Raw genomic sequence first — 14,304 nt, 5'->3', positions numbered from 1 at the left:
GCATTGCCCGCCCGTCGGTCGTATGACCATCGATTTTCTCCTGGGTATTCCCTTGATGGAATATTCCCTCTAGGTTATAATCGAGCAAACAACCGAGGCGGGGAACTGATGGTTTGGGAAGTTGAGTTCACGGACGAGTTCGAAGACTGGTGGAACACCTTGTCGGTCAGCGAGCAGGAATCAGTGGCCGCTACGGTCGGCCTTCTGGAGGAAAGAGGCACGTCGCTTGGGTTTCCTCATTCGAGTGGGATAAACGGCTCGAAACACGAACACATGCGCGAGCTTCGGACACAGGCGGGCGGCCATCCGCTGCGCACGCTCTATGCGTTTGATCCCAGGAGAACCGCCATTTTGCTCATAGGCGGTGACAAAACCGGGAAGGACCGCTGGTATGAAGAATTCGTGCCGCGAGCAGACAAGCTGTACGACGATCATTTGGAACAATTGCGAAAGGAAGGGCAGATCAATGGCTAAGAAATTCTCAACGCTCCGCTCGGCCATGTCGCCGGAATCTCAGGCTCGCGCCCAGGCCGCCACGGCCGAAATGCTCCGAGACATGCCGCTCCAAGAATTGCGTCAAGCTCGGGGCCTGTCGCAGAAGGTCCTGGCCGAGATATTGCACGTACAGCAACCGTCCATCGCCAAGATGGAGAAGCGGACGGACATGTACATTTCGACGCTGCGCAGCCACATCGAGGCGATGGGTGGTCAGCTTGATGTGGTCGCCCGTTTTCCGGATGGATCGGTGCGGATCAGCAACTTTTCCGACCTGTCTACTCAGGCCGGTGGGACTGAGCATATGGAGGCCAGATAGCCGTGATCCACAACCCTCCGCATCCCGGCGAAATTCTCCGGCAGGACATTATTGCCCCACTCGGGCTGTCCGTCGCCGAAGCGGCTGACCGGATTGCCATGTCCCGGGTGGCCCTGTCCCGTGTCCTCAACTGCAATGCAGGTATCAGCCCGGACCTCGCTGTCCGGCTGGAACAAGCCGGGGCAAGCACCGCCCAGGCATGGATGACAATGCAGGCCAACTATGACCTCTGGCAAGCGCTTCAGCGTCAACAGCCGCCCGTCAGGCCGCTGGCGTTTCCTGCTGGCATGCACTGACTTTCAACATCCGCCAAAGCAAAAGGCCGCCCTAGGGCGGCCTTTTGCTTTGGATGAACGGCGGGTTTTGATCGGGGCGTCCAGTCCCACCGGCTGCGCCGGTGGGGCCGTCCTTCGGACTTCGTGAGCGTCCCCCGGACGCTCACAGGTGCCCTTAAAGTCCCCGGCGCCAGGGGCGGCGCCGGGCCCCTTAAGGCCACCACACAGGACGCACCCTTCGGGTGCTGTCATCTCTTTGATTATTTTGGGTTTTCCCTGCGGTCGGCCGTTTTCTTTTGTCTGACAACGAAGCACGCACAAATGCCGTGGGCCGCAAGAATGGCCGCTTTACGCGGATTTCTGCTGTATTCATCAGTCCAATTCTCGCCAATTTCGCAGTCCGGCCCTACGTGTTGAGACACCTCTGAGACATACATAAGACGCAAATGGGACACATGTGAGACTGTTGCGAGACACAAATGCGACAGGCGTGAGACAAGGTTGAGACCATATTGAGACAAACGCGCCAACTGATTGCCGGGTTGTGGACTGGAGGAGAGGACTAAGGCCCAAGGACCGAAGCACGAGGCATTTTTTTTCTGCATGCCCAAGTTCAATGAAGTGGTTGGCCCAATCCAAACTTCAGAGATCCGCGATGCCTAACGTGGATAAACCAAATCTCGCCCAGCCTTCTTATTCAAATGGAAACTGGCTTCGAAGTTAATTAACTCTCGACAGCGGCGATGAGGGCGCACACCAGGCTAACCCTTCCCTAGATCCGAGTTCGAGGTTGGATGGGCTGCGATCGGCGGCTAGGCAACAGGGGGAGGCGACAGTGATTCGATGATGCGGCACTCGGCCACGGTACCGCAGCTGCATTGATCGATCAGATTGTCGAGCTCGGATTTCAGGGCCCGAAGGTCTCGGATCTTCTGTTCGACAGCTTTTCGGTGTTCCATCGCTATCTCATCGATGGCGGCGCATGAGCGGGTTTTGTCATCGGATAGCGATAGCAGTGTCCGAACCTGAGTAAGCGAGAATCCCAGGTCACGCGCTTTTCGGATGAAGGCCAGTCGTTGCAGGTGGCTGGGTTCATAGGCGCGGTAATTGCCCTGCGTCCGTTCAGGCGGCGGGAGCAAGCCTTCACGCTCGTAATAGCGGATGGTTTCGATATTGGTGCCGGTTGCCCGTGCGAGGAATCCGATGGTCAGCGGCCGTGCGCTCATAGGTTTGACTCTGTAGTCACTACGGGGTTTATGGTACGCGGATTGTTTAAATCATGTCGAGTTCTGCTATGTCCACCAACAAAGCCCTCAAATTGCGCATCGAGGGAATGGATTGCGGCGCCTGTGCGGTCAAGATCGAAAACGCCATGAAGCGCCTTCCCGGCGTGACGGACATCAACGTCAGCTATGGTCAGGAAAGCCTGGCGCTGTCCTACGACGAAGACCGCAGCAGCCAGCAAAAGATCGAGGCCCAAATCCGCGCGCTGGGCTTCACGCCTGTCAGTCACGACGCAGCCGCGACTGCGGCAAGCTCGGGTGATCAGGATGCGCTGCCATTCTGGCGAACCAAGAAGGCCAGGCTGGTGTGGATGACAGGCTTGGCGTTTGCCGTCGCCTTCATCGCAGCCCAGCTTTTCCCCCAATTCGAGCGCTGGGTGTATTCGGCGGCCGCCATCGTCAGCATCGTGCCTGTCGTGCGCCGGGCATACGCCAGTGCGACCACGGGCACCCCGTTCAGCATTGAAACCCTGATGTCCGTGGCCGCTATCGGCGCGCTTGTCATCGGCGCTGCGGAAGAGGCCGCGGTGGTGATATTCCTGTTTGCGGTGGGTGAACTTCTGGAGACCGTTGCCGCCGGCCGCGCACGTTCCGCCATCAAGGCGCTTATGGATCTCGCGCCGAGACAAGCGCTTCGCGAACAGGATGGCAAACTTGAAACCGTCCCTGTGGAACAGCTCGCCGTAGGCGATGTCGCCATCGTCAGGCCCGGCGACCGGGTTCCGTCTGACGGCGCCGTGCTTGAGGGCATTTCCGAGGTGAACGAGGCGCCGATCACCGGGGAATCCGTGCCTGTGGCAAAGGAGCCTGGCGCGAACCTGTACGCCGGCAGCATCAACGGCAATGGCGAGCTGCGCATGTCGATCTCTCGGACGGCGGCGGACAACACCATCGCCCGCATCATCCACATGGTCGAAGAGGCGCAAGAGTCCAAGGCGCCGTTGGCACGCTTCATTGACCGGTTCAGCAGCGTCTACACCCCGGCGGCGATGGCGGTTTCTCTCCTGATCGCAATCGTTCCGCCACTGCTGTTCGATGGCGACTGGATGACCTGGATCTATCGCGGCCTGGCGACGCTGCTTATTGCTTGCCCGTGCGCGCTGGTCATTTCCACGCCCGCGGCAATCGCTTCAGGTCTGGCCGCCGGGGCTCGCCGGGGGCTGCTGGTGAAGGGCGGGGCGGCTCTGGAGACCTTGGGCAAGATCAAAACCGTTGCTTTCGACAAGACCGGAACACTTACGGAAGGCCGTCCTCGCATCACAGATATCGTCGCCGTCGAAGGAACCGAGGACGAGGTGCTGGCCCGGGCCGCCGCAGTCGAGCGCAAGACCAGCCACCCCTTGGGCGCGGCAATCGTGGAAGCGGCCGAGGCCCGGAACCTGGAGTTGCCGCAGAGTTTCGGGGCGGCGCTCGCCATCCCGGGCAAGGCGGTTACCGCGCGGTTGAAATCGGGATTTGCCTCGGTGGGGTCGCCACGCTATGCCGAGGAACTTGCTCCCATCGAGGATCCGGTTCGCCAGTCCATTTCCAGGCTGGAACAGGAAGGCAAAACCGTGGTCGTGGTGTTGGCCGGCAAGCGTATCAGCGGCCTGATCGCCTTGCGCGATGAACCGCGTGCTGACGCGGCCCAGGCGCTGAAGCGCTTGCTTGGGATGGGGGTGAAGACCGTCATGCTGACGGGCGACAACCGCCGAACGGGCGATGCGATCGGGGCCGCCTTGGGCGTCAGTGTGCAGGCTGAGCTGCTGCCTCAAGAGAAGCTGGCCGCCATCGAAGCGCTGAAGCAAGAGGGCCATGTCGCGATGGTGGGCGACGGGATCAATGACGCACCTGCCTTGGCCACGGCCTCAGTCGGCGTCGCGATGGGCGGTGGCACGGATGTTGCGCTTGAAACCGCGGATGCGGCGCTGCTTCAGAACCGGGTGATGGGCATCGCCAACCTGATCGATCTATCGCGGGTCACGCTCGGCAATATCTGGCAGAACATCGCGCTCGCGCTTGGCCTGAAGGCGATCTTCCTGGTGACGACGGTAATGGGCGTCACGACGCTCTGGATGGCAATCCTTGCGGATACCGGCGCCACCGTTCTAGTGACGGCGAACGCGCTGCGTTTACTGCGTTATCGCGGGCACGATTGACGCCGCCTGCCAGGCCGAATTGGTGCGGCTTCCCAACTTCTACAGACCAAAAGGTGAAACATTGATCAGCATCCGTACCTGCATCGGACTTTGCGCGATTTCCGCGCTGGTGACCTCCGTCGTTCCCGCTGTCCAAGCGGCGGAATCGTCGACCGTGACCGTTCGTGAGGCGTGGGCCCGCGCGACGCCGCCGGGAATTCGGGTCGGCGGCGGGTATGTGACGGTGGTCAACAGCGGCACGCAACCGGACCGGCTTATTGGCGCCAGTTCGCCGTTGTCGGACAAAACCGAAATCCATGCGTCCGAAACCACTGGGGGTATGGCGCGCATGCGCTGGCTGGAAAAGGGCCTGGAGATTCCGGCCGGTAAGGAAGTGGTTCTGGCACCGGGAGGCGTTCACCTCATGTTCATGGGGTTGAAGCAACCCATCGTCAAGGACGAGGTCGTGCCGGTCACCTTGCGCTTCGAGCGGGCAGGGGAGATTGCCGTCGAGTTGCGCGCCGGGCCTATCGGTTCGCTGAAATCGCCTGGCGCCATCAGCGGCGGCGCCGGCGCAACGCATTCGCACTGACACCCCACACAACGCTACGTGGGATTGGGATAGGAGCCTGCCGTGTCGAGTGTTGCCTCTCGGTCGACAAATCATGCGCGAAACGCCGCCGCCTGGCTGACCATGGCGTGGGTGACGGCATTGATTGCGACCCTGTCCGCCGTGTTCATCGGGGAAGTGCTCGGCAGGACGCCGTGCGTGTTGTGCTGGTACCAGCGGATATTCATGTTCCCTCTGGTAGTGGTGCTTGGGGTTGCCTGCTACCGCGGCGACTTGGGCGCTTGGCGCTACGCCTTGCCGTTGGCGGGGGCCGGCGCAGGATTCGCCGCCTACCACACCTTGTTGTACTGGCGCGTGATCGAACCTGAGATCGTCGCGTGCTCGGCAGAGGCGTCATGCTCAGGGGCCGGAATGGCAATCTTCGGTTCGATACCACTGCCGTTTCTTTCCCTGATCGCGTTCACCTTCGTCGTCCTCTCCCTCTTATTGGTCCGTTTCCACTCAAAAAAATGAATCGACGTCTGCTTGTCATCATCATTAGTGTTGTCTCGGTCATTGCCTTTGCCGCGGCAGCGGTTCTCATACGCCCGGCAAGCGAGCCTTCGCCGCAAGCCAGCCAAACGGGAACGCCGGCGACCGAAGCCACGACACTGGTGCGCTTTCATTCGCCGGTGATTGGACGATTCGATGCCCCGGTCACCATCGTGGAGTTCTTCGATCCCTCATGCGAGGGATGCCGGGCGTTCTACCCCTACGTCAAGCAGATCCTGAGCAAGTATCCGAACGACGTCCGCGTGGTGATGCGCTATGTGCTGTTCCACAAGGGATCCGAGGAAACCGTGCGGATGCTGGAGGCCGCGCGCCGCCAGGGCCTCTTCGAACCGGTGCTGGAGGCGATACTCGAGGCCCAGCCCGAATGGCACGACGATCCCAACGTGACTGCGGCATGGCGCGCAGCGGTGAGGGTGGGGCTGAATGAGAAGAGGGCGCGCGAAGAAATGCACGATGCCGCTATCAGCGCCCTCATCAAGGCGGATGAGGCGGACGTCAACACGGTGGGAATCAAAGGCACGCCGACATTTTTCGTCAATGGCACGCGCCTGACCCGGCTGAGCCCCGAGGGTTTGGCGACTGCTGTCGAGCGTGCGCTGCAAGGTGGTGGAAAATAGCTGCTTTTCCGCCCACGCATCAGAACCGAAGATGCCATGACTCGTCTGCGTGACTGGCTGGAACGCCACCAGATCTCCATTTATCTCCTCGCCACGTTCCTTGCGGCGCTCACGGCGTATCTCACCCCGGCAACCACGTCACTGGATGCGGCCATCAATCCGGCCCTGGCGCTCATGCTGTTCGTGACGTTTCTCCGGGCGCCGAAGGCGGAATTGGGGCGCGCTTTTACGCGAGTCCGCTTCTTGGAACTTTGCTCGGGACGAATTTCCTGGCTCGAAAAGCTCGTAACGGAACCTCCTAACCCTTTCGGTAGGCCAGCAATCTCAAAGCGTTAAAAACTACGAGCAGCGTCGATCCTTCATGGACGGCGACTGCAGCGCCCATACTCAGCCCCATGATCGTCGCAGGTACTAGGACAGCGACGATACCGAGACTGACGTACAGATTCTGACGAATGATTCGTCGAGTCTGGCGGCTCAGTCCGACCGCAAAAGGCAGATGGCGCAGATCATCCGCCATCAAAGCGACATCGGCCGTTTCCAGTGCGACGTCTGATCCGGCGGCACCCATGGCGATACCCACAGTCGCATTTGCCATGGCGGGGGCATCGTTCACACCGTCTCCGATCATCGCGATTTCAGCATCAGCCCTAAGATCGCGAATCACTTGAACTTTGTCCTCCGGCATTAAATTGCCCCGTGCGTCCTCAATGCCCACTTTGTTCGCAATGGCGCGGGCGACGTTCTCATGGTCGCCAGAGATCATCACCATGTGGGAAATCCCCAGTTGCCGCAGATCTTCTATGGTTTCGGCAGCACCCTGCCGTGGCGTATCCATTAGTCCAATGGCACCGAGATCTCTGTCTCCCAGTCGCACGACCATCGTTGTTCGGCCATCCTCCCGCAACTCGTCGGCGGCGGCCATCGTCGAGCTTTCGAGCTGCGGAATGCCAGACGCGCCGAACATCTCAACTTTTCCGATCCATACGCTTTGCGAACCCACTTTGGCCGTGATTCCCTGGCCAACGAAATTTTCCACCTGGGAAGCTTCTGGGATCGGATACGTTCCGAGAGTTTGGCGACCATCTCGAACAATGGCCGCGGCTAACGGATGATCACTTAGCGACTCTACTGCCACCGCAATCGCGACTAGCTCCTGTTCGGAGACCCCAGGTGCCGGCAAGATGTCGGTAATTCGAGGGCGGCCTTCAGTCAAGGTACCGGTTTTGTCAAAAGCTAGTGCTTTCAGGCTTCCAAGTTCCTCCAGCGGGGCGCCGCCCTTGATGAGTACGCCGCCCCGTGCCGCGCGAGCGATACCTGAAAGCACTGCGCTCGGCGTTGCGATGGCAAGAGCACAAGGGCTAGCTGCGACAAGTACCGCCATCGCGCGGTAGAAGCTATCGCGGAATGGCTCATCAACAATGACCCAGGCGAAAAGCAATAGGAACGCGATGCTTAGGACGGTCGGCACAAAGATTCGCTCGAATCTGTCCGTGAACCGCTGCGTTGGCGACTTTCTAACGTCGGCCTGCTCGACCAGCGCTACGACGCGGGCAAGGGTTGAGTCGCTCGACTTACGAGTGACCTCGACCTCCATCAGGCCCGACCCGTTAATCGTGCCGGCGAACACTTGAGATTTGGGATCGACGCCAGCCGGCCGGCTGCGCGCAATGGCAGCGTCAGGCACGGGGGCCTTGTCTACTGGAATGCTCTCGCCTGTTATGGGGGCTTGATCGACACTTGAGCTTCCCTTGATGACAAAGCCGTCTGCGGGAAGCCGCGTGTTCGGCTTGACGATAACCTGGTCGCCCACCTCAATTTCTTCGACTGCAATCTCGCGAACTTGGCCATCGCGACGCACCGTAGCCGTTTTTGGCGCAAGTTCTGCCAGGGCTTCGATTGCCCGCTTCGCCCGCCCCATCGCGAAATGCTCCAGCGCGTGCCCTAGGCTGAACAAGAAGAGAAGGAGAGCGCCTTCGGCCCATGCTCCGAGCGCGGCAGCGCCAGCGGCGGCAATGAGCATCAAGCTGTCGATTTCGAGGCGCCGCTCCTTCCAGCTATTGAAGGCGTCTCGCACGGTGAAAGCTCCTCCAAACACGTACGCCGAGACGTACATGGCGAGAGGCACCCATCCCGGGATAGACGGCCACCAGCGTTCAATCCCGGCCCCGGTCCCCAGCAACGCGCCGCACGCGAAAGCAAAATATACCTCCGCTGAAAGCGCTGTAATCGCCCGGGTGATGCTAGTCGTCATTTTTACGTCCTTGCTTTGGATTTCACTGCCATTCACGCGAACCGCCGACTTATTGGTTCTCGGTCATAAGGCAACACTCAAAAGTCCCATGTGGTGTTTGGAGGAGGCGTGTCATGAAACGGCTATTCCGTACGCAATTAGTCGTTTATGATGCGCGCCAATTCCGCCGGATTGGCCTAGTCGGAATTCTAAAAGCGGAACGGTCGACGAAGCGCATCATTACAGAATTGTAATAATAAAGACGGCAAACTGTCGAAACGCGATCTTTACATTATTAAGTCAGTCGCTTCTGCGCGACGACAACTAACGTGAGGATCACTGAGATGAAAGTAACTATTTCTAGCGCCGCCATCGCACTTACTTTGGGTGCTCTGAGTTCGACCGCCCACGCCGACACATTTCACAATACAAACACTGAGATCGGCTACGAAGTTCACATTAGCGACAGCCAAAGTGGAAAAACCTCGGAGCAAGTTCGGCAGGAGCTCGTCGCCGCAAAATCCAATAAGAGGGAATGGTTCTTTACCAACCTGAATGCGGCAAAGCCTGGTTGGATGGTTCCAACTGAAAAAACCCGTGAGCAAGTTGCGAAAGAACGCGATTCGATCACCCCCGAAGAGCGTGCGCGCCTCGACGAAATCTACAACACCGGTGCTTAAGTGCCGTCTGCTTTTGGCAGGAGGTAGCGCTCATTCGTGGGGAAATTCCACGCGGTTGGGTGCTCCTCCGTCCGTTGGCGAAACTAAATTCGAGGGTCATGTATGAGGATTCGTGTCGCAATTGCGCTTTCGGTGATGTTCCTTTCTGGCTGCGCGATGACGAGCGGCCCTGCACCATCGGCCGAGGGCGCGAAAACGCGAGCAGAAGTGCGTGCTGACTTGGCCATGTGGAAGCGAGCCGGAATGAACAAGTTCTACAAAGGTCGGCACACACCCGATATTTACAGTGCGTCCTACCGTAAGAGCTATGCTAACTATTTGGAGCTTCGCAACGGACCGGAGTATCAGGAGGAACTTAATCGCCTCAAGGGCGAAGAGCAATAATGCAGCGTTCCTTCATACAGTGCGTGCGGCTCTGCCAGAAAAGACAGCGGGCCTGTCACCTGTAAGTCGTCCACTGTCTAGATATATCGAAGAAAATCGTTGGGCAACCAACTTGGGATGCGATGCTCGAGGCCACCTTGGCTGTATGCGAGCGTCGCTCTCGCCGTTTTAACGGTCCTTTCTCTTTGCTTTCATCTATGATGTCGAGGTGCCGATTCCGAAACGGCTAAGTCTTCATCCGAAGAAATTGTTCAATAAAAAAAGGTGCACATTTCGATAGAATGTGCACCAAAAAAGGCCTCTTCCCTTCGCGGTGGAGGAGGCCGCTCGCCGCCGGTGGAGATCGCCTTAGCGTTTGAGGCGTTCCAGCTCTTGTTGATACTCGGTGCCGCTGCGAAGGCGAACATATTCCGCATACGCCATTCTGTATTCGCGGCTGTAAATGTCGGGCGTTTCGTCTTGGTTCCAGAAGCGATCCACTCCTGCACGTTTCCACACTGCGAGATCTGCTTGTACTTCCGCTCGAGTGAGTCCCCGGTCAATTCCGCTAGAGTACGTCGAGGCTGCGTTGGCCGGCACTGCGGTTTGCGCGCCAGCGTACGCCATGGGCGTCGCAATCAATACGAAGGCCGAAAGGATCTTGAGGGAAATTTTCATCGCCAACTCCATTTGATTACCGGCGGTACGCACTGACGCCGGTATTAATAAATCATCATCACTTAACGCGTATAGGAATTGTATCGAAGACATCCCATCCAAACCGCGACTACAAAATTACGTTTTTGTCCGGATTTGGAAATGTGGAGCCCACGAGTGTCTATTTCGATTTTGGAAGGGTGTTGTGATTTTGCAACCGCACGTGGGGAGCGTATGAGAATTAACGGATGGCGTTAAGGGGTCTGAATTGTCCTCCGTCGCTGCAAAATCGAGAGGAAACATAGAGTTGCGTTGGCACGCAGCGGTTAATGGTCATTAATGACTGGATGCAGACATATATGTAATCCAATCGTTGGTTTTTTGTCGATGAACAATCTCCACACTTGCTTGGCACTTGCCGAATAGACACCGCGAAATGGAAATGCGAAACGGACTTCGCGTTTCTTCTATCGGCGAGGCCATCCAGTCCGCCTCTGTGATAAAGGAGCAATTTGTGAAGAAATCTCTATTGCTGGCAATTTCTGCGGCAACACTTTCCACGGCTGCATACGCCGAGTCGTCGGTAACGCTGTATGGAATTATTGATACCGGGATTGGCTACGCCAAGGTCGACGGGTCCTACACTGATCCTCGAACGGGCGCGAAGTCCGAATTCGACGGGAGCCGAGTGGCGATGACTAATGGCCAAACGGCCGGGTCGCGTTGGGGCCTGCGCGGAAAGGAAGATTTGGGTGATGGCCTGTACGCGACCTTCCGCCTCGAGTCTGGGTACGATTCCGCTAACGGCTCGTCTCTCCAAAACAATCGCCTGTTCGGTCGTGAAGCTACCATCGGCCTTGGCAGCGACCAATGGGGTGAGTTTCGTCTTGGGCGCCAGTACAACGTAGCGTCGCGTCTTATGGCTTCGATGTATGGTTCCGGATTTGGCGGCGGCTTCACGCAGCTCAATACGGGTGGAGGCCTTGGCTTCAGCGCGGCGTATTTCGTGCGCTATGACAACCTGGCGCTGTATGAAAGCCCTTCGATGGGCGGCTTCCGCCTATCGGCTGGCTATGCATTTAATGCCGACGACCGTAACGCGGCCCAGACGGGCTTCCGGACGGCCGATAACACTCGAGCAATTACGACTGGCATTAGCTATGCCAATGGTCCGCTCATGGCATTCTTCGCATATGACCAATTGAATGCGTCGAACAAACTGACCTCGGCCCAAACTGCGGCCACTCCTCGCTCGTTCACGCTGGGCGGCTCATACGACTTTGAAGTCTTTAAGCTGGCGCTGGCATACGAACGAGCAACCGATGGCTGGTTTGCTGGCAAGGGGCTCCCATCGAGCGCCTCGGTCGGAACGTTCCGCGGTACGCCGTCCAACACATTCGTCGATGGTTTCAGCTCGAATTCCTATCTGATCGCAGCATCCGTCCCCTTGGGTGGCGCTAGCAGCATGTTTGGTTCGTGGCAGCGAGTCGATCCGAACAATAGCGACCTGACCGGTGGAGACTCGACCAGCAACACGTTTGCGTTGGGCTACTCCTACACGCTTTCGAAGCGCACGACGATGTACGCTGCTGCCACCTATACGAACAACTTTGCATTTCAAAGCGATGTAAAAGCCAGGGAGGCGGTGATCGGCTTGCGCCACGCATTCTGACGCGTAATGCGCACCTAGCGTGCGGAGGACATAGTGGGGTGCCCATAACCCGCTATGTCCTCATTTTTTTGGCGAGAGGAGCCATTAGAGCGGCTAGACAATTGCAGAGCGTCAGTGGCAAGCCTATTCGGGCTCGCGGTACTCGATGGTGTAGCCCATTCCTCTGACGGTGTGCAGCAATTTTATGTCGAACGGATCGTCGACCTTGGCGCGAAGACGGCGGACCGCGACTTCAACCACATTCGTATTGCTGTTGAAGTTCATGTCCCAAACTTGTTCCGCGAGGACTAGGCGCGACAACACTTCGCCTTCACGCCGCATCATGAACGTCAGCAGCCCAAATTCCTTTGCCGTGAGGTCTATGCGGGAGTTCCCTCGCGCTACTCGTCGGCGAAGTAGGTCCAGTTCAAGGTCCGCTACGCGAAGAATATTTCCGCCGGACATGGTATCGCCAGCTCCCGCCGCGCGCCGTTTGAGAGCGAGGACTCTTGCTTGGAGCTCGGAGAGTGCGAATGGCTTGATTAAATAATCATCGGCCCCTTGCTCCAGACCGCGTACTCTGTCCTCAAGGCTTGACCTGGAGGTCAACATGAATCGCCCCGGGTTTTGCGGAGGCTCCTACTCTTGAGAGAATGCGAGCCATGAGCAAAAACAACGCGAACAAGTTTTCCCCTGAAGTGCGCGAGCGCGCGGTGCGCTTGGTGCAGGAGTCGCGCAGCGAGTACCCGTCGCTGTGGGTGGCGGTCGAGTCCATCGCGCCCAAGATCGGCTGCTCGGCGCAGACGCTGCTGACCTGGGTCAAGCGCCACGAAGTCGACAGCGGACAGCGCGAAGGCGTCACCACCAGCGAGCGAGAACGCATCAAGGAGTTGGAGCGGGAGAACCGAGAGCTGCGCCGCGCCAACGACATCCTGCGCACCGCCAGCGCTTTTTTCGCGCAGGCGGAGCTCGACCGCAAACTGAAGTCGTAAACACCTACATCGACCGGCACCGGGAGGTTTACGGGGTCGAGCCGATCTGCAAGGTGTTGCAGGTTGCCTCGTCGGCCTATCGGCGCCATGCCGCGCGGCTGCGCGATCCGGCGCGGCGCAGCGACCGTGCGCGGCGTGACGAACAGCTCATGCCGCACGTCCAGCGAGTCTGGCAAGAGAACCATCGCGTCTACGGCGCCGACAAGGTCTGGCGGCAGTTGAATCGCGAAGGCGTGATGGTGGCCCGTTGTACGGTCGAACGACTGATGCGCGCTCAGGGCCTGCAAGGCGTGCGGCGCGGCAAGCGGCAGCGAACGACCATCACTGATGATGCGGCCAGCCATCCAATGGATCGGGTCAACCGGCAGTTCCGGGCCGAGCGGCCGAACCAGTTATGGGTCTCGGACTTTACTTACGTCTCGACCTGGCAGGGCTGGCTGTACGTGGCTTTCGTCATCGACGTCTACGCCCGGCGCATTGTCGGCTGGCGCGTGAGCAAATCCATGACGACGGACTTCGTGCTTGATGCGCTGGAGCAGGCCCTATACGCCCGCCAGCCTGGCAACGATGGTTCTCTGACCCATCACTCCGATAGGGGATCGCAGTACGTTAGCATCCGCTATAGCGAACGCCTGGCCGAAGCGGGCATCGAGCCGTCCGTGGGCAGCCGTGGTGACAGTTACGACAACGCCCTGGCCGAGACCATTAACGGCTTGTACAAGGCTGAACTGATTCACCGCCGCGCACCCTGGAAAACCAGGGAATCTGTCGAGCTGGCAACGCTGGAATGGGTCGCCTGGTTCAACCATAAGCGCCTGCACTCATCCATCGGCTATATCCCGCCGGCCGAGGCTGAGGCAAACTACTACAACCTACTCGGCACATCCGCCGGTGAGGCTGTTTTACTTTAACCAAACAGCCTCCGCGAAAACCGGGGCGATTCAACATCATGACAGGTACATTGTCGTTTTTACGAATGCGTTGTAAAACCTCAAATCCATCTAAGCCGGGTAGGCCGATGTCCAATATGATTAGGTCATATTGCGTTTCATAGGCGAGTTGGAGACCGCTGACGCCATCCAGTGCGATATCGACGATATAGCTGTTGTCCGTAAGGCTGCGGCGTAACAACTCGGCGAGTTTTTGCTCATCTTCAATAACTAAAATTTTCATTTGTCGTTTGAATACGTCATTGAAAATGACGTTGAAAAAAGCGAAGGACGTGATCGGTGATCACTCCGCCGTTGCAGCCTAGTTGACGTAACGCTACAGTGCTGGTCTTCCGGCTCTTAGCATCGCTTTACATGTAAAGCTACTTTAGCGGCCGAGCTTCGTCAGAACCCGAACTCGTCAATTACGAATCTGCAAAAAAAAACGCGGAAATCTGTAATTTCCCTGTCGCTATTTCCGGAGAGCATCTCTTTAGAAGGATTGCTGCCTACGTGGACTCGCTAAATGTCCAATGATGCGCGCCACCTTGCTACTCTACAAACGACATT

Annotated in this window: 16 protein-coding genes, 1 pseudogene and 1 other annotated feature; of the genes and pseudogenes, 12 read left to right on the top strand and 5 right to left on the bottom strand. The window is 58.2% G+C overall.

Translation table 11 applies throughout. The features are described 5' to 3' along the window. Positions 1-108: 108 nt before the first annotated feature. The 3 genes from ACZ5YA_RS13820 to ACZ5YA_RS13810 are packed head-to-tail and all read left to right on the top strand — an operon-like array spanning position 109 to position 1,110. Positions 109-474: a type II toxin-antitoxin system RelE/ParE family toxin gene (locus ACZ5YA_RS13820; RefSeq protein WP_152385254.1), complete on the top strand. Its 366-nt coding sequence runs from the start codon at positions 109-111 to the stop codon at positions 472-474. Next, positions 467-814 (top strand): XRE family transcriptional regulator, encoded by a 348-nt coding sequence (locus ACZ5YA_RS13815; RefSeq protein WP_152385253.1) that lies wholly within the window; start codon positions 467-469, stop codon positions 812-814. The genes ACZ5YA_RS13820 and ACZ5YA_RS13815 overlap by 8 nt, the downstream gene beginning before the upstream one ends. A 2-nt stretch (positions 815-816) precedes the next feature. Then, the gene (locus ACZ5YA_RS13810) at positions 817-1,110 is read left to right on the top strand and encodes a HigA family addiction module antitoxin (protein ID WP_152385252.1); all 294 of its coding nucleotides are present in this window, start codon (positions 817-819) and stop codon (positions 1,108-1,110) included. A 791-nt stretch (positions 1,111-1,901) separates the two neighbouring features. Here the strand turns inward: ACZ5YA_RS13810 and ACZ5YA_RS13805 are convergent. After that, positions 1,902-2,315: a MerR family transcriptional regulator gene (locus ACZ5YA_RS13805; protein ID WP_152385251.1), complete on the bottom strand. Its 414-nt coding sequence runs from the start codon at positions 2,313-2,315 to the stop codon at positions 1,902-1,904. Between the two features lie 68 nt (positions 2,316-2,383). Between ACZ5YA_RS13805 and ACZ5YA_RS13800 the strand changes: the two genes are divergently transcribed. The 5 genes from ACZ5YA_RS13800 (at position 2,384) to ACZ5YA_RS13780 (ending at position 6,565) form a co-directional block, all read left to right on the top strand. After that, on the top strand, positions 2,384-4,510 hold the full coding sequence (locus ACZ5YA_RS13800) for a heavy metal translocating P-type ATPase (RefSeq protein ID WP_152385250.1): 2,127 nt from the start codon (positions 2,384-2,386) through the stop codon (positions 4,508-4,510). 61 nt (positions 4,511-4,571) lie between these two features. Then, the gene (locus tag ACZ5YA_RS13795) at positions 4,572-5,081 is read left to right on the top strand and encodes a copper chaperone PCu(A)C (RefSeq protein WP_180098134.1); all 510 of its coding nucleotides are present in this window, start codon (positions 4,572-4,574) and stop codon (positions 5,079-5,081) included. Between the two features lie 42 nt (positions 5,082-5,123). Continuing rightward, a complete protein-coding gene (locus ACZ5YA_RS13790; RefSeq protein WP_217618828.1) occupies positions 5,124-5,573 on the top strand; it encodes a disulfide bond formation protein B in 450 nt (149 codons plus the stop codon). Further along, positions 5,570-6,229 (top strand): DsbA family protein, encoded by a 660-nt coding sequence (locus ACZ5YA_RS13785; protein WP_152385248.1) that lies wholly within the window; start codon positions 5,570-5,572, stop codon positions 6,227-6,229. The genes ACZ5YA_RS13790 and ACZ5YA_RS13785 overlap by 4 nt, the downstream gene beginning before the upstream one ends. Positions 6,230-6,265: 36 nt before the next feature. After that, positions 6,266-6,565: a hypothetical protein gene (locus tag ACZ5YA_RS13780; protein ID WP_152385247.1), complete on the top strand. Its 300-nt coding sequence runs from the start codon at positions 6,266-6,268 to the stop codon at positions 6,563-6,565. Here ACZ5YA_RS13780 and ACZ5YA_RS13775 read toward each other — a convergent pair. Beyond that, positions 6,528-8,483 (bottom strand): heavy metal translocating P-type ATPase, encoded by a 1,956-nt coding sequence (locus tag ACZ5YA_RS13775; RefSeq protein WP_254636970.1) that lies wholly within the window; start codon positions 8,481-8,483, stop codon positions 6,528-6,530. The two genes, ACZ5YA_RS13780 and ACZ5YA_RS13775, sit on opposite strands and share 38 nt — an antisense overlap. A gap of 323 nt (positions 8,484-8,806) precedes the next feature. Between ACZ5YA_RS13775 and ACZ5YA_RS13770 the strand changes: the two genes are divergently transcribed. After that, positions 8,807-9,142, top strand: coding sequence for a DUF4148 domain-containing protein (locus tag ACZ5YA_RS13770; RefSeq protein ID WP_152385245.1), 336 nt, complete (start codon positions 8,807-8,809; stop codon positions 9,140-9,142). A gap of 102 nt (positions 9,143-9,244) precedes the next feature. Next, on the top strand, positions 9,245-9,526 hold the full coding sequence (locus ACZ5YA_RS13765) for a DUF4148 domain-containing protein (protein WP_152385244.1): 282 nt from the start codon (positions 9,245-9,247) through the stop codon (positions 9,524-9,526). Between the two features lie 348 nt (positions 9,527-9,874). Here ACZ5YA_RS13765 and ACZ5YA_RS13760 read toward each other — a convergent pair whose 3' ends face one another. Beyond that, complete coding sequence (locus ACZ5YA_RS13760; protein WP_312537801.1) at positions 9,875-10,183, bottom strand: DUF4148 domain-containing protein; 309 nt, start codon at positions 10,181-10,183, stop codon at positions 9,875-9,877. Between the two features lie 493 nt (positions 10,184-10,676). Between ACZ5YA_RS13760 and ACZ5YA_RS13755 the strand changes: the two genes are divergently transcribed. After that, entirely contained in the window at positions 10,677-11,834 is a 1,158-nt protein-coding gene (locus tag ACZ5YA_RS13755) for a porin (RefSeq protein WP_180098135.1), read from the top strand. Positions 11,835-11,957: 123 nt separating this feature from the next. Here ACZ5YA_RS13755 and ACZ5YA_RS13750 read toward each other — a convergent pair. After that, a pseudogene (locus ACZ5YA_RS13750) lies at positions 11,958-12,425 on the bottom strand (winged helix-turn-helix domain-containing protein); the annotation flags it as partial. Positions 12,426-12,466: 41 nt separating this feature from the next. Here ACZ5YA_RS13750 and ACZ5YA_RS13745 point away from each other — a divergent pair. Next, a protein-coding gene (locus ACZ5YA_RS13745) for an IS3 family transposase (protein ID WP_123786977.1) occupies positions 12,467-13,716 on the top strand; the annotation gives its coding sequence in 2 pieces (ribosomal slippage) (positions 12,467-12,761 and positions 12,761-13,716; 1,251 coding nt in all). After that, positions 12,760-12,876 (top strand) — a sequence feature (AL1L pseudoknot). Its footprint overlaps the gene before it by 117 nt. Here ACZ5YA_RS13745 and ACZ5YA_RS13740 read toward each other — a convergent pair. Then, on the bottom strand, positions 13,607-13,978 hold the full coding sequence (locus ACZ5YA_RS13740; RefSeq protein ID WP_464092669.1) for a response regulator: 372 nt from the start codon (positions 13,976-13,978) through the stop codon (positions 13,607-13,609). The two genes, ACZ5YA_RS13745 and ACZ5YA_RS13740, sit on opposite strands and share 110 nt — an antisense overlap. Positions 13,979-14,304: the final 326 nt, after the last annotated feature.

It is taken from the genome of Achromobacter sp. JCM 18799 (assembly GCF_055395645.1).
This window is presented reverse-complemented; position numbering and strand designations above follow the sequence as displayed.

Bases quoted from the DNA above. Each gene is read 5' to 3' on its own strand.
- ACZ5YA_RS13785 (WP_152385248.1), top strand. From the start codon at position 5,570: ATGAATCGACGTCTGCTTGTCATCATCATTAGTGTTGTCTCGGTCATT.
- ACZ5YA_RS13760 (WP_312537801.1), bottom strand. From the start codon at position 10,183: ATGAAAATTTCCCTCAAGATCCTTTCGGCCTTCGTATTGATTGCGACG.
- ACZ5YA_RS13765 (WP_152385244.1), top strand. From the start codon at position 9,245: ATGAGGATTCGTGTCGCAATTGCGCTTTCGGTGATGTTCCTTTCTGGC.
- ACZ5YA_RS13775 (WP_254636970.1), bottom strand. From the start codon at position 8,483: ATGACGACTAGCATCACCCGGGCGATTACAGCGCTTTCAGCGGAGGTA.
- ACZ5YA_RS13820 (WP_152385254.1), top strand. From the start codon at position 109: ATGGTTTGGGAAGTTGAGTTCACGGACGAGTTCGAAGACTGGTGGAAC.
- ACZ5YA_RS13815 (WP_152385253.1), top strand. From the start codon at position 467: ATGGCTAAGAAATTCTCAACGCTCCGCTCGGCCATGTCGCCGGAATCT.
- ACZ5YA_RS13770 (WP_152385245.1), top strand. From the start codon at position 8,807: ATGAAAGTAACTATTTCTAGCGCCGCCATCGCACTTACTTTGGGTGCT.
- ACZ5YA_RS13780 (WP_152385247.1), top strand. From the start codon at position 6,266: ATGACTCGTCTGCGTGACTGGCTGGAACGCCACCAGATCTCCATTTAT.
- ACZ5YA_RS13805 (WP_152385251.1), bottom strand. From the start codon at position 2,315: ATGAGCGCACGGCCGCTGACCATCGGATTCCTCGCACGGGCAACCGGC.
- ACZ5YA_RS13740 (WP_464092669.1), bottom strand. From the start codon at position 13,978: ATGAAAATTTTAGTTATTGAAGATGAGCAAAAACTCGCCGAGTTGTTA.
- ACZ5YA_RS13800 (WP_152385250.1), top strand. From the start codon at position 2,384: ATGTCCACCAACAAAGCCCTCAAATTGCGCATCGAGGGAATGGATTGC.